Source organism: Pusillimonas sp. ANT_WB101, from assembly GCF_008369125.1.
Lineage (GTDB): Bacteria > Pseudomonadota > Gammaproteobacteria > Burkholderiales > Burkholderiaceae_B > Allopusillimonas.
Genome location: NZ_VOAY01000001.1, coordinates 83,640 through 96,731, shown reverse-complemented (window position 1 = coordinate 96,731; position 13,092 = coordinate 83,640). Strand labels below are relative to the sequence as shown.

The 13,092-nt window shown below is 52.7% G+C and carries 16 protein-coding genes; 5 read left to right on the top strand and 11 right to left on the bottom strand.

Annotated features, from left to right (window positions below; genetic code table 11):
- Entirely contained in the window at positions 1-1,224 is a 1,224-nt protein-coding gene (locus tag FQ179_RS00425) for an ABC transporter substrate-binding protein (protein ID WP_149395321.1), read from the bottom strand.
- Between the two features lie 129 nt (positions 1,225-1,353).
- On the opposite strand from FQ179_RS00425, the gene FQ179_RS00420 reads away from it, so the two are divergent.
- The 3 genes from FQ179_RS00420 (at position 1,354) to FQ179_RS00410 (ending at position 4,223) form a co-directional block, all read left to right on the top strand.
- The gene (locus tag FQ179_RS00420) at positions 1,354-1,986 is read left to right on the top strand and encodes a TetR/AcrR family transcriptional regulator (protein WP_188074465.1); all 633 of its coding nucleotides are present in this window, start codon (positions 1,354-1,356) and stop codon (positions 1,984-1,986) included.
- Between the two features lie 298 nt (positions 1,987-2,284).
- Positions 2,285-3,670, top strand: coding sequence for a sulfite dehydrogenase (soxC, locus tag FQ179_RS00415; protein ID WP_149395319.1), 1,386 nt, complete (start codon positions 2,285-2,287; stop codon positions 3,668-3,670).
- The gene (locus tag FQ179_RS00410) at positions 3,654-4,223 is read left to right on the top strand and encodes a c-type cytochrome (RefSeq protein ID WP_255474766.1); all 570 of its coding nucleotides are present in this window, start codon (positions 3,654-3,656) and stop codon (positions 4,221-4,223) included. Before soxC ends, FQ179_RS00410 begins: the two co-directional genes overlap by 17 nt.
- Positions 4,224-4,326: 103 nt before the next feature.
- Here the strand turns inward: FQ179_RS00410 and FQ179_RS00405 are convergent, their stop codons facing one another.
- The 4 genes from FQ179_RS00405 to FQ179_RS00390 all read right to left on the bottom strand — a co-directional run bounded on the left by FQ179_RS00405 (position 4,327) and on the right by FQ179_RS00390 (position 6,849).
- The gene (locus FQ179_RS00405) at positions 4,327-4,755 is read right to left on the bottom strand and encodes a type II toxin-antitoxin system VapC family toxin (protein ID WP_223146174.1); all 429 of its coding nucleotides are present in this window, start codon (positions 4,753-4,755) and stop codon (positions 4,327-4,329) included.
- Entirely contained in the window at positions 4,752-5,006 is a 255-nt protein-coding gene (locus FQ179_RS00400) for a type II toxin-antitoxin system Phd/YefM family antitoxin (RefSeq protein ID WP_149395318.1), read from the bottom strand. Before FQ179_RS00400 ends, FQ179_RS00405 begins: the two co-directional genes overlap by 4 nt.
- A 193-nt stretch (positions 5,007-5,199) precedes the next feature.
- Positions 5,200-5,727, bottom strand: a complete 528-nt coding sequence (locus FQ179_RS00395; protein WP_149395317.1) for a M48 family metallopeptidase — start codon at positions 5,725-5,727, stop codon at positions 5,200-5,202.
- A gap of 129 nt (positions 5,728-5,856) precedes the next feature.
- The gene (locus tag FQ179_RS00390; RefSeq protein ID WP_149395316.1) at positions 5,857-6,849 is read right to left on the bottom strand and encodes an MBL fold metallo-hydrolase; all 993 of its coding nucleotides are present in this window, start codon (positions 6,847-6,849) and stop codon (positions 5,857-5,859) included.
- 180 nt (positions 6,850-7,029) lie between these two features.
- Here FQ179_RS00390 and FQ179_RS00385 point away from each other — a divergent pair, with 180 nt between their 5' ends.
- Entirely contained in the window at positions 7,030-7,941 is a 912-nt protein-coding gene (locus FQ179_RS00385; protein ID WP_149395315.1) for a LysR family transcriptional regulator, read from the top strand.
- Positions 7,942-8,092: 151 nt separating this feature from the next.
- Here the strand turns inward: FQ179_RS00385 and FQ179_RS00380 are convergent, their stop codons facing one another.
- A complete protein-coding gene (locus tag FQ179_RS00380) occupies positions 8,093-9,061 on the bottom strand; it encodes an SDR family NAD(P)-dependent oxidoreductase (protein WP_149395314.1) in 969 nt (322 codons plus the stop codon).
- A gap of 186 nt (positions 9,062-9,247) precedes the next feature.
- Positions 9,248-9,652, bottom strand: coding sequence for a Rid family hydrolase (locus FQ179_RS00375; RefSeq protein ID WP_149395313.1), 405 nt, complete (start codon positions 9,650-9,652; stop codon positions 9,248-9,250).
- 185 nt (positions 9,653-9,837) lie between these two features.
- Between FQ179_RS00375 and FQ179_RS00370 the strand changes: the two genes are divergently transcribed.
- Complete coding sequence (locus tag FQ179_RS00370; RefSeq protein ID WP_149395312.1) at positions 9,838-10,077, top strand: hypothetical protein; 240 nt, start codon at positions 9,838-9,840, stop codon at positions 10,075-10,077.
- A gap of 144 nt (positions 10,078-10,221) precedes the next feature.
- On the opposite strand, the gene FQ179_RS00365 is transcribed toward FQ179_RS00370, so the two are convergent.
- From FQ179_RS00365 to FQ179_RS00350, 4 genes are all read right to left on the bottom strand, one after another.
- Positions 10,222-11,433 carry an MFS transporter gene (locus FQ179_RS00365; RefSeq protein ID WP_149395311.1) on the bottom strand — a complete coding sequence of 404 codons (1,212 nt, stop codon included), beginning with the start codon at positions 11,431-11,433 and terminating at the stop codon, positions 10,222-10,224.
- A 51-nt stretch (positions 11,434-11,484) separates the two neighbouring features.
- A complete protein-coding gene (locus FQ179_RS00360; protein WP_149395310.1) occupies positions 11,485-11,985 on the bottom strand; it encodes a MarR family winged helix-turn-helix transcriptional regulator in 501 nt (166 codons plus the stop codon).
- Positions 11,986-12,292: 307 nt separating this feature from the next.
- On the bottom strand, positions 12,293-12,643 hold the full coding sequence (locus tag FQ179_RS00355; protein WP_149395309.1) for a type II toxin-antitoxin system ChpB family toxin: 351 nt from the start codon (positions 12,641-12,643) through the stop codon (positions 12,293-12,295).
- Positions 12,637-12,888: an AbrB/MazE/SpoVT family DNA-binding domain-containing protein gene (locus FQ179_RS00350; protein WP_149395308.1), complete on the bottom strand. Its 252-nt coding sequence runs from the start codon at positions 12,886-12,888 to the stop codon at positions 12,637-12,639. Before FQ179_RS00350 ends, FQ179_RS00355 begins: the two co-directional genes overlap by 7 nt.
- Positions 12,889-13,092 lie beyond the last annotated feature (204 nt).

The window sequence follows — 13,092 nt, the reverse complement described above, 5'->3', positions numbered from 1 at the left end:
TTATTTCCCCAACGCTTGAGCTTTCAGGTCGCATTTCCCTTGATCCATGGGTCGAAACGCCTGATCACCCGGCACGGTCGCGATGATGTCGTAATAGTCCCACGGCGCTTTCGATTCAGCCGGAGACTTCACTTTGGCCACGTACATATCGTGCACAAAGCGGCCGTCTTCGCGCAGATGACCATTTTGCGCAAACATGTCATTGATCGGCTTTCCTCGCCAATCGGCGACGATCGCTCGTGCATCGTCCGTACCCAATGCCTTAATCGATTTTAAATATTGATAAACAGCCGAGTACTGGCCTGCATGCTCCTGTGACGGCATCGATGTCTGATTCATCCTCTTGTAGAATTCTTCAGACCACTTGCGTGTTTCCGCGGTTCTGTCCCAATAAAAGGCTGTTCCAAATACCACACCTTGTGCTGTCTCCAGCCCGAGCGCATGCACATCCTGTATGAAGAGAAACTGCGGCGCAACAATCTGGGTCACGCCAAATTCTTTCGCAGCCTTAATCGCATTGACGGTGTCAGCACCGGCACTTACCAGCCCAATTATCGAAGCATTGGAACTTTGCGCCGACAAGATGAAGGACGAGAAGTCGGTCGTATTGAGTGGAAATTTCAGCCCGTCAACCACTTTTCCACCCACTTTGGCTAGCGCAGCCCGGGTGGCTTCTTCACCTGCCTTCCCGAACGCGTAGTCCGCAGCGATCATAAACCAGTCTTTCTTGCCGGTTTGTGCCAAGCCATTTACCGAGCTGTTGGCGAAGGCGAATGTGTCATAGGTGTAATGAATGCCTGTTGGAATGCAGCTGGTATACGTTAGGGCATCGCTTGCAGGGCCGGTTGCCAGCACCAGAGCATTTTTTTCTTTTGCCAAGTTGTAGATGCTTAACGCAACCGCACTGTTGTTGATCTCGGTGATAACGTCAACGTGATCCACGTCTAGCCACTTGCGCGCAGTGCCTGCCGCGATATCAGGCTTGCCCTGGTGGTCAGCAGTAATTATTTCTATTTTCTTGCCATTGATTTCCCCTCCAAACTCGGCTACGGCCATCTCTGTCGCGACTACAGATCCGCGTCCGCCGGTTGCCGAATAGGGCCCGCTCAAGTCGGTCATGACGCCAATTTTTATGACGTCATCTGAAATTCCCGGGGTTGCTGCCAGTGCCGCTCCGGTTCCCATAATCGTCAGTAATCCAGCCATTATCAGATTTAGTCTCATGTCTACTCCTTTGGTTGTTATAAATTTTATTAACAATGTTTTTTAGTTTTTTTTAGTCTATCATTTCCTGACGGTTTCCGTCCAAAAAAAAAAGACCTTCTAATGCAATACGAAAACAGGAGCTCACACATGGAATCAAGACCTGTCGGACGTCCTCGAGCGGGCGGTTTAGAGCAGAGAGTGTTCGTAGCGGCCTGCGCGCTTTACGCCAAGCGCGGGTGGGCTGGCTTCAACTTTGATGAGGTCGCCAGGCGATCCAAAGTTGGTAAAGGATCTTTATATCTGCGCTGGCACAACAAGGCTCAGCTACTCTTCGAACTCGTTCAGTCGCGGACAGACTTCATCGCAGGCATTGACACCGGGCATGTACGCACTGATCTCATCGAATTCGCTCGGCGCTGGCATGCGCACCTGGAAACTGACGAAGGGGTACTCACCTACCGACTGACTATAGATGCACGCTTCTACCCTGACTTGCGTAAGGCGCTGGGCGCGAAGCCCTACCCAGACCACTCGCGCAGCACCCGAGCACTCATCCGCCGTGGCATCGAACGTGGCGAACTTCCCTCGAGAACCTCGATTGCGCTTGTCGCAGATTTGATTGCTGGGGCAGTGTCAAATCATGTTCGCAACACCCCCGCCCGTTTGCGTGATCGCTTTGCCGGGCATATGGATGACTACATTCTTACAATAGTGGATACAGTCTTGCAGGGAATAGGCGCCAACCAAAGTCCGTCGTCGCCTCCCTTAAACATTGATTAACGCTTGGTTTTGCAATGTAAGGTTGAGTCGAGTTGGCTTATCTCCATGGTGAGCTGACTTTGATTGTGTCTGGCTAAGGAGCGGCCATGTTTGCCCCACCCTCAGCTCGAAGTATGCATTCAACCTTGAGTCTGGCAGTTATGCCAAGTAATATCTTTACTATTAAAAGGCGCTCTTTGCCATTTTATTATCCCTCCAAACTCTCTCGTTATTCCTCTTTACCGCAGTTGCTGTATATCCACTACTTTAGTTCAGTAATCTTTTCCGTCCTGGCAGAATCTGTTTTACGGAGTGTTATATGAATAAATCTCGGAGCAGCAAACAATCCTTTTCGATAAAAATAAAGCCAGAGTTACTGCAGCAGCAAGAACAACACTTTCTTGAAGTCGAACAACAAGACCCGCAGTCGCCGTACTTTCGGGGGCAATCTGACCAAATCAAAGCGGCGCCACGCAGACGCTTCATGCTAGGGGCTATCGCGAGCATGGGGGTTGCAGGCGCCCAGACCGCGTTTGCCGCCTCTCCTGGTTCCAAAGAGCGCCCGGTTCCAGCTGATGCAACCAAAACACAAGGGGTAGGGGTGGCCACCGACGACGGCGGCTATGGTTTTCGCTCGCAGTTCGAAACCGAAGTCCGTACGCGTTATGCAACCAAAACAACAGAATCCTCCTGGAGCTTTACCCCTCTGCAAACCAGCATGGGCATCATCACGCCATCGGGCCTGCATTATGAGCGGCACCATGGTGGCATTGCAACCATAGATCCCAGCAAACATTTGCTGTATGTGCACGGCATGGTCAAGCAGGCCAAAAAGTTTTCGATGTCCGACATTAAGCGCTATCCCGTTGTGTCACGCATCATGTTTCTGGAATGCTCGGGCAACGGGTTGACCGAATGGGCCAAGCCCACGCTTAAAACCGTTCAAGGAACACATGGGCTGACCTCAACCTCAGAATGGACGGGAGTGCCGCTGTCCACCATTTTGAATGAGGCCGGCCTGCGCCCTGGCGCCAAGTGGCTGTTAGCCGAAGGTGGCGACGCGGCGGTCATGACGCGTAGCATTCCAATTGAAAAAGCCCTTAAAGACTGTATGTTGGCATACGGCCAGAACGGCGAGGCAATACGCCCGGAGCAAGGATATCCCGTGCGTCTGATCGTTCCTGGCTACGAAGGCAATATGTGCATCAAGTGGCTGCGCCGTTTAGAGGTTTCCGACAAGCCTTTCATGACGCGGGAAGAAACAGCTAAATACACTGACCTGCTGCCCGACGGCACAGCCCTGCAGTTTTCGTTCGGCATGCAGCCCAAATCTGTTATTACCTACCCCTCAGGCGAAATGCTGCTGCAAAAACCTGGGTTTTATGAAATTACCGGCTTGGCATGGTCAGGCCAAGGCACGATCACGCGCGTGGAAGTGACGGCCGACGGCGGTAAAACATGGCACGACGCCGTATTGCACGGCCCGGTTCTGCCCATATGCCATACCCGCTTTTCATTGCCTTGGGAATGGGACGGAAAAGAGGCCATTTTACAAAGCCGCTGCACCGACGATACCGGTTATGTTCAGCCCACCATTAAAAAACTTGTCGACGAACGCGGACTGTCATCGGTCTACCACTTGAACGGCATTCAAAGCTGGAAGGTTGCCGCAACCGGGGAGGTGTCAAATGTACATCACTACTAAAACCGGGCTCGCCTGTGCAGCCATGGCGCTGGCCGGCCTTTGGTCGACTGGCGCTGTCGCGCAAGACACCAAAACACAAACGGCCACCAATCACGCTTACGGATTTGGCACCAATATTACCGAAGCCGATCTTAAAGAGTTCACATCGCCCTTGCCTGATGGGCGCGGGATGCCTAAAGGCACCGGCACGGTCATGCAGGGCGAAAAAATTTACATGCAGCAATGTCTGGCCTGTCATGGCGCAAAACTGGAAGGTGGAATCGGCGACCGGCTAATCGGCGGGCGTGGCTCCCTGACTATTAAAGATGGTGTCCAGGCACCCATTAAAACGGTGGAAAGCTACTGGCCTTATGCTACAACGCTGTTCGATTACGTTAAAAGGGCAATGCCATTCACGACGCCAAACAGCATGTCGGACGATGACGTCTACGCCGTCACGGCCTATATTCTTTCTCAGGCACATATCATTCCGGCTGATGCAACACTTGATCAGGACTCCATGCCCAAAGTTCAAATGCCCAACCGCGACGGATTCACTCCCGCCAACCGTTAATAAGAACCTGGCGCGAGCAGTGTGCAGGCAATGATCTTGCCAGCACACTGTATTAAAGACATTTGGGCAAAATAAGAACACGATTGAATTGGCTCACTGGCCGTCACTGCGACACGTCCCACGGATTGATGATAGTGACGCCAGTAGGTTTAAAGTCAGCAACATTGCGAGTAACGACTGCCATGCCGTGCACCAGCGCCGTTGCAGCGATCAGGGCATCACGTTCGCCACGCTTGTCAGGCACATGCAACCGTGCGCAGCGTTGTGCCACGGCCGTATCGATGGGCAGCGTGCGACCGGCAAACTCGGGCAGTACGTGTTGCTCTAGCCATGAGCGCAACACAGCCCCCTGCTTGGCGTCCTTTTGTTCAATCGCCAGCACGCCAAGCTCCAGCTCCATGATGGTGATGGCCGACACAAAAAGCTCTGCAGCATCAACGCTTTCTGCCCACGCTATTACGTTTTTATTGGCATTGCCGTGTCGAACCTTTCGCAGCTCGGACACGACGTTGGTATCAAGCACGTACATCATGACAAGTCAGCCGCCTTGGGGTTGATGCTCACACGCGGCGGTTCGAACTCGATGTCAGCAACGCCCGGCATTGCAAGGGCATCAGCAATATTGCGACGTTGTTTTGTAAGCCGTTGGTATTCTTCAAAGCTCATAAGAACATGAGCCGGGCGGCCTCGATCTGTAATGAATACCAAGCCCTTATTTGCGGCCCGCTTTGCTTCGCTCGCCCCTTGGTTAAACTCACGGCTTGTCAAAGTTGTGATGGTCATAATGGCACCTCTAAAATGTGACTTATGTAGGCATGTTACTACAACACAATAAAGAGGCAAGCTTTTAAAATCGCTGACGGTCTATTGTCGTACGGCATTCCTCCCGTACATTAACCGCCGTAGAAGTAGAGCTTTCTGAAGCAGTATCAGCGGAAATTTCGCACGATGACTTCACGATTTATCAACAGCCAGATCAGTGCCCAGCTTTGAGGGTGCCGTTGACCCACAAACCCTGACCATCAGGCAAGTCCAGATGCGTCAGGTACAAGCGCAGGTCAAATTCATACTGATGGTAATTCGGTTCCATGCGTTCGCACAGGTTGTAAAACGCCTTGTTATGTTCACTTTCCTTTAAATGCGCCAGTTCGTGCACGGTGATCATTTTCAGGAATGCTTCGGGTGCCGAACGAAATACCGTGGCTATGCGTATCTCGCGCTTGGTCTTGAGCTTCATGCCCTGCACCCGAGAAATGGTGGTGTGCGTGCCCAAGGTGTGAGCAACCACCTGCATTTTGCTGTCGAATGCGACCTTGCTGATGGGCGCGCCGTTGCGAATGTATTCGTTTTTCAAGCCTACAACATAGTCGTACAACGCTTTATCGGTACGCACTGAATGGCTGGTCGGATAACGGTTGCGTAATACATCGCCCAGTTGCCCGCGCTCGACCAGCAGCTGCACTTTGGCCTGCAGGTCGGATGGGTAGCCTTTAAGGTATTTCATGCATGCTCCAAATAAATATAGTATCGACTAGAAGTCATGGTCATCATCCGGTGCAGTGCGAACCCTGGCCATAAGATCGCCCTGATAGAGGCCAGGATTCAAATCAGGAGCAGCATGATTGAACAACGCCTACCTGTTCCTGTAATTGACAGGTACGAACCGATAGGCGTCGTGATTATTTGTGTCTACGTGGCCAATACCTGGAAAAGGAAAATGTGCGCCCGCTACCAGCTCACGGCTCTTGGAGAAACTACCGAACTGTTTGATGCGCTGCTTGGCAGCCTCGGCCTGATTCACATCGAACTGTATGGTGACCTTGGGCTTTTCAAACTGAATCGATTCAACGTGAACAAGATCGCCAATAAACGTAATGGATTCTCCTTTGCTCTCCACACGGTAAAAACTATGACCAGGCGTGTGCCCCGGCGTTGGGACTGAACGGATGCCGGGTAGAATTTGTGTGGGGCCTGAAAATGGCTGCAGCTGCCCAGATTTTAAATAAGGCGTAAGGCAGGCAGTTGCCTGTTCAAAGTATTCCTTTGGGTAACCATTGACGCCATTCTGGTTCGCAGTGTCAAGAAAAAAATCGACGTCCGGTTTGCCCACATGAATGACTGCGTTCGAAAAAACAATGTTGCCATTGTGAACCAGGCCGCCGCTGTGGTCGGTGTGAACATGGGTCAATAAGACATCACTGATCTGGCTCGGTTCGTACCCAGCTGCTCTCAAATTAGCAATCAGTTTTCCACCTGCCTCAGGCCCAAAAAAATCACCCGCACCGGTATCCACCAAAACCAACCTTTTCCCTGTATCGATCACGAATGCATTGATCGACTCCTCAACGGGGTTAGCTAGAAAAGCGTGATGCAGATGGCCATCAATAGATCCCTTTTTTACGCCTTGGAGCAAATCGTGCAAATCCAGCGGAACGGTACCGTCGGACAGTGCCGTGATTTGGAAGTCACCAAGACGATAACGATAAACGCCACTTTGCTGAGCCTGCGCTGCAACCCCGGCGCTTGGCGTTTGTACTTCGGAAGCTGTCGCGGCAACGGAAAATGTGCTGGTGATCAAAGCCATCGCTGTCAATGCAGTGGCGAACGGTTGCAAGTAATAACGCATTAGTATTCCTAAGACAATTGAGAATTATTGGTCGCGAACAGGTCGCCAATTGGCCATTTCGGCGAAGGGTGGTAATAAAAGCTAATCATGATGGTGTCCCGTGTTAAAAAAACATGTCCTAATCTACGCTTGATCCGCGCCGACAGTTAGTTGGATTTCCCGATACGAGGTATCACCTATATGGATATAAAGCGTTCTGACCTTCCGCTACTGATCTCACTCGATGTTTTACTTGACGAGCTTAATGTCACTCGGGCGGCCAAGCGTCTGAACATAAGCCAATCCGCGCTTTCAGGGCAGCTCGTACGCCTTCGAGACCTCTTCAATGATCGCCTTCTGGTTCCATCAGAGAGCGGCCGTGGAATGGTGCCTACGCAACGCGCCATTGATCTTCGGCCACGTTTAAGAGATGCATTGGCCCATCTACGCGACGCGGTCTACTCTGTTCCGTTGTTCGACCCAGCCACTGCCAGTCGTACATTCGTCGTCGCTGCACATGACAGCGTCTTCACCATGGTCGGCCTGGGCGCTCTGGAAGCTGTGGTCGCTCAGCATAATCCCAGTTTACGCATTGCAGTCATCCCTGCAACCAGCGCTCAACTGCCCGAGCAAATGGAGCGTGGTGAGGTCGATCTCTTTTTGGGTGATATCGCCAAAGCGCCAGATTCGCTGAAAGTCCGTTTTTTGCTCAGCGACCATTTCCGGATGGCCCAAAAAATCGGACACCCTCGGGGCAATACGTGTGCAACGCTCGACGAATACTGTGCACTACCTCATGTAATGGTGTCACAGACTGCTCAATTCCATAGCCCGGTAGACGACGTTCTCGCGACGCTGCACAAATCCCGAAATGTTATTGTCGTCGTGCCGAATTACAACCAGATAGCGGTGGTGCTCGCTCACAGCGAATGTGTGGCAACGCTTCCTATTCAGTTACTCAAGCGTTATTCGTCGATTATCGACATTCTTGATCTCCCTTTCGATATCCCGCCCTTCAACTTGGGCATGGCTTGGCACGCCCGAGCACAGTTCGACGATGGCCATTGCTGGTTAAGAAAATGTTTTACCGACGCAGCGGCTTTAATCAGCTAATTTCTTGTTGTGTTAATTTCGGTTTCTTTGGACGATGCTTTTTGATTAGCCCATTGAACCTTGGTGAGAATATTTCACAAAACCAAAGCCGTCCCCGAATGCTTATCAAATCCATGACATCATGAACGCTTGTCGGCCCATCACTCGACCATCACGACACAGCACTCACCCACGCTTCACTTTTCACCCATAGCTGTCTGGCTACGTCAGCATCGAGCGCATACGACCTGACGCCGTCAGCAAACGGGTTAGGTGTGTCATTGATCGGCGCGACTGCACAATCTTCAAGATAGTGCCCGCCGATTTCGTCCTTGTTGGCCACGACTGCAGCCCAAACTGAAGTTGCGGCTGCCTGCGGGATTTCTTTCAGCTCTGCGGGCGCAAGACCCGCTTCGGCCCGCGCTTTGCCAATGGTCTGGAAAAGACCCTGCAAATCTTCCTGTGCCAGATGACGTACGAGATCAGTGAAACTATTTCCAGGCATTACTGAGACAGCTCGGATGCCGCGATCTCGATGCCGTTTATCGAATTCGGCACTGAAGAGAGAAATGGCTGTTTTCGACCGTCCATAGGCGACCCACGGGTCGTAGGCCTGCTGTTCGAAATTTGGATCGTTTAGGTCAAGATCGGCGATCCGGTGAGCCTGTGACGACAGCATCACCAGGCGCCCGTTATTGGCAAGCAGCGGCTCGATCCGATTGATCAGGGCGAAATGACCAAGATAGTTCGTCGCAAATTGCACTTCGAAGCCGTCGACTGTCTGCTCGAACGGCGTTGCCATAACGCCAGCGTTGGCGATGATGGCGTCAAACGGCTGGCCATCAGCCAACAGCTTATCCGCACAGTCTAGAACGCTTTGCAATGATGCCAGATCTAGCTTGATCAATTCCAGGCTGCCCCGTCCTTGCGCTGCGGCGTCACGAATCAATGCAGTGGCCAGCTCAGCTTTTGCGAGGTTCCTGACCGTGCCGATCACGTCGGCGCCGTGAGCGACCAGCGAGCGAGCGGTTTCAAGCCCAATGCCAGATGATGCACCTGTAATGAGAAATCGTTTTCCCTTAAGGTCAACGCCGGTGAGCACTTCGTCGGCCGTGGTCTTGGGGCCAAATGGTTGATTCATGATTTCATCTCTGACTAAAAAAAGGATTTAAAACAGACGAGAGGTGCTGGCTCGCCCCAGAAACTTTCGTTCAATTTGGCCGCCATCGCTCACGTCGGGCTTGTCGTCCGTTCTGGCCTGGCTAAAAAACCCGGCATGCAACTTGCGCAACGAATAAGCAACGCCAATGCTTGAAAGGTCAGGCGTTCACAGCGCAGCTGGCTCCCGCAGTTTCGCGATTACCTTTATTTCAAACTGAAAACCAGACAGCCATGTTGCGCCCACACCGGTCAACGCTGGATATGGCGCCTCACCCCAGTATTCCGGAACGATCTGCCAGATCGTTTCAAGGTTTGTCTCGGGATCAACAACAAACACCGTGACATCCACAACATCGTCGAACGAACAATCTGCTGCGACGAGCACTGCATTAAGATTCTCGAAAGCACGCCTGGCCTGAGTCTGCAGATCTGGCTCCGGCGAGCCGTCTGCTCGGCTTCCCACCTGGCCCGACACGAATAGAAAGCCGTTGGCACGAACTGCTGGCGAATATCGATTACGCGTATAAAGCGTGCGGTCCCCGGCTGGAAATACTACGTCGCGGCTTGACATGAAAGCTCCTTATTGAGCGAGCCAAAAACGGGCTCTTAGTTGATGGAGCCCCCACTGTATATATTCCAGGTAACTTAATAAACATGGAAAACATGTCATCACTGTTTATAGAATCAGAACAATCCAGGCATAGCGAGCAGACTTAACAGGTGGTACCGTCCTCACCAGTCTTTGACATAAACCCTATGCCGGGCAGCCGCCGCGAAAGCAAAACGTGGCTGACCGAAGACTCAGGCCCTATTGACAGCCGCAGCATGCTGCTGGAGGCTGCGCAATACTTCAGACTAGATGCAGAACGAGCAACCACGATCTGGAATGAAGTCTCTCAAGCTTTGAATAGCTGGCGCATTCTGGCAAAAAGCTTGGGTTTTCGTGGTACGGATATGCTCGACTTCGAGTCGGCCTTTAAGTGCGCAGACTCATAAAGCCTCAGCCTTGGGGTGATGGCGGCCCGTCGCCTGTTGTATCCAAGGCGCGGAAACTGAGGCGCCGCTGTCACCCCAACGAGCTTTCAGACGTGGCAGGTTCGATCGTGGCGATTCGTCATGTTGAGAACAACACGGGCAAATTCAAGCCGAAGCGATCGACATCCGGATGCGTGGGTGACGATGGAAAAGCACAGCCACAATAGCCGACGTCACGATGACGAACGTGCAGAATATGTACACCGCAACGTCCAAACCCCAATGGTCGGCGATCAATCCGATGCCCATCATGGGCACCATGCTGCCGCAGTAGCCGATGACCAGGTAAGTGGCTAGCAACCCCGAGCCATTGTTGGATGTGGCAAGACGGTTAACCATATTTATGCCAGCGAGCATGCACATACCGTGCCCCATTGCGGTGAACAGCACGCCCAAGGCGAACAAAATAGCTGAACTCGCCCACAGGTTCATCATGAGTACCGCATTACTTAACGCCAGGCTAATCAGCCCGGCCGTACCGCAATAGTGAGCAGGCATGCGCGCCGCCATTACCTGGACAGCCGCTGAGGCAAACAAGATCAATGCAATGGTTGTGCCACTGACAATTGGGCCATGCCAGGGCACCAGTTGATCGAGAAACAAGGGTGCCATGGACGCATACAGGCCGAACACGCCAAATGCCAGAAATGGCAAGCAACACGTCAGCACAAAAGCCATGGAGGTGGTTGATTCCGGCCAGGTCAGCTTGGGCAGGACATCGCGCACACTCAAAGGCTGGGCGGTCTGCGGCCTGGCACTGTGCGGCAGCCGCAGGCGATATAAGGCGGTGAAGCCTAACGCGCCCAACAGCACGGTGGGAACGTACGTGCTTACCAATGGGGCGGGCGCCCACTGGCCAAAGAGGCCACCCACCAAGGGCCCCAGACCAAAACCAAAAGCCATGAGAAAACCTGTCATCATGGCTACGCGCTGCATGTCTCCAGATCGGGACAACTTGGACAGGCCCTGCGTGGCACTGGTCGTCAGCATGCTGGAGGCAACGCCAACAATAACGCGCCCAACACCCAGACTGGCCATGTCCCAGGCAATCAGACTGATGAGCGTGCCCATCACCGCCAGTGCCAGGCCCCATAGCATCATGGGGCGAAATCCCACACGATCAGGCAAGCGCCCCAAAAATAACAAGCCACACAATGCACCGCCCATGTAAAGCACGTAAATGAGCGAGATGTCGCTCGTTTGCAGCTGCCATGTTTCTTTGTATAGCGCATATAGGGGGCTGATGAGCGCAGTGCCCATGACACCGACGATCATGGCAAAACTCACCCAAGCATAGGGCGAAAATCTCAACTTCATTTTTGAACTGTCTTTGATGGCGATAAGCCGAGGAAGGAGGTTAAGGGAGGCTCAGAACTTGATATTGCGAGGTGAAGACTCCCCTGCGCTGAATTGCCGTGAAATCGTGCCTAGTACGCGGTAAGTGGTTTCCAAATCTTGCAGAGAATGACCATCCAGAACGGCCCGCTCGATCTCCATGCTCTTGGCCAGGATCAATTTGGCAGTTTCGCGCCCCGCAGGAGTCAAGGCAATGCATTTGGTGCGCCGGTCGGCGGGGTCACTGGCCCAATCGACTAACTGAGCCTTGCGCAAATGCGCCAGCACACGGACCAGGGATGACGTGTCCAGGTACAAGGCATCGGCCAGATCCTTCTGGCGCAAAGCTTCGCCCTGTACGTACAGTATCAACAGGGGCATGCGCGTGGCATCGGACAAGCCCAGGTCTTTGAAAGCAAAATCGATCTGGCGGCGCCATTGCCTGTATACGCTGCCAAGCAACAACCCAAAACGCGAACGCGCCTCAACAATGTCAGGCGCGGTATAGGGGGCAATCGGGGAGGTTGTTTGCATACAAAGTATTTTATCATGGGCTCAGCCGTTCGCTGTTCTGAGAATGCATATGCCTCCTCCTTACCAATAAGCTTCAGCAATATCAAAGAACGTAACACCATGATCGAAAGCAATCTTATATCCGACCTATTGGTGCACGACGTTAGCGTGCTGGCCCTGAGGAGATCCGCTACGCCAGGGTCTTCATCTGCAGATCGTAGCCTTGGTCATGTTGCTAATCACGTCCGATGATTCACGCAAAAGCACCCGAGATATGGATTTTTTCGTTAAGTCTGCACCCGGCAGCGACCGACTGCATGTCGTGTGTTTATGCAACCAAAGCTGCCAACTTTGATAAAACGTCATCCACGACATAGTCCGGCGCAACCTCGATTTTCTTGGCCCCGCGCTTTTCGACATCGACCGCCCGAACGCCATTGACGAGGACAACGCCTTGTGTGTCCATGCCCGTACCAGACAGAGACACCGTAAACCCAGCCATTCTTGAAAAATCCCCACCTTGCGTGATCGGTGCAATCATCGTCAGGCCCAATGCATTGACCTGACGCTTTGTGAGGACCAGAGCGGGCCGGAAATCACCTTGTAACTCATGCCCAACCGTAGGATTAAGCGTTATACGGATAATGTCGCCTCGGTCGAAACCGCCACGCCTCACCATTTCTCACCGCCTATTACCGGGGCATCGTCCCATTCTGCCAGTGCAGCGGGCATAGGGGCCGCTGGATCGCATTGAGCCAGCAATTCATCCAGCGTATAGCGCCGCTTCGCCTGGCGCAGGATGAAGCCATCCCCAGATTGTTCAATCGTCACCGATTGCCCTTCTACTAAGCCCAGGGTTTCCCGCAATGCCTTCGGGATGACCAGCCCGATGCTGTTTCCGAACTTTCTAAGTGTGGTTTCCATGGTCAACTGCTCTTAGTTTTACATTGTATAACTTTAATCAAAAATGATAATTCAGTCAAACTAAGTTTTATGTTATCAGCCTGTGCAACGAGTGCCTTAGCCGTAAGATCGCCCTGATAGAGAGGCCAAGATCCAAATCAGGAGCCGCATGATGGGGCAAGCCCAGCACATCTAGGGTCGACAGATATGCCTCAGGAAGCGCTG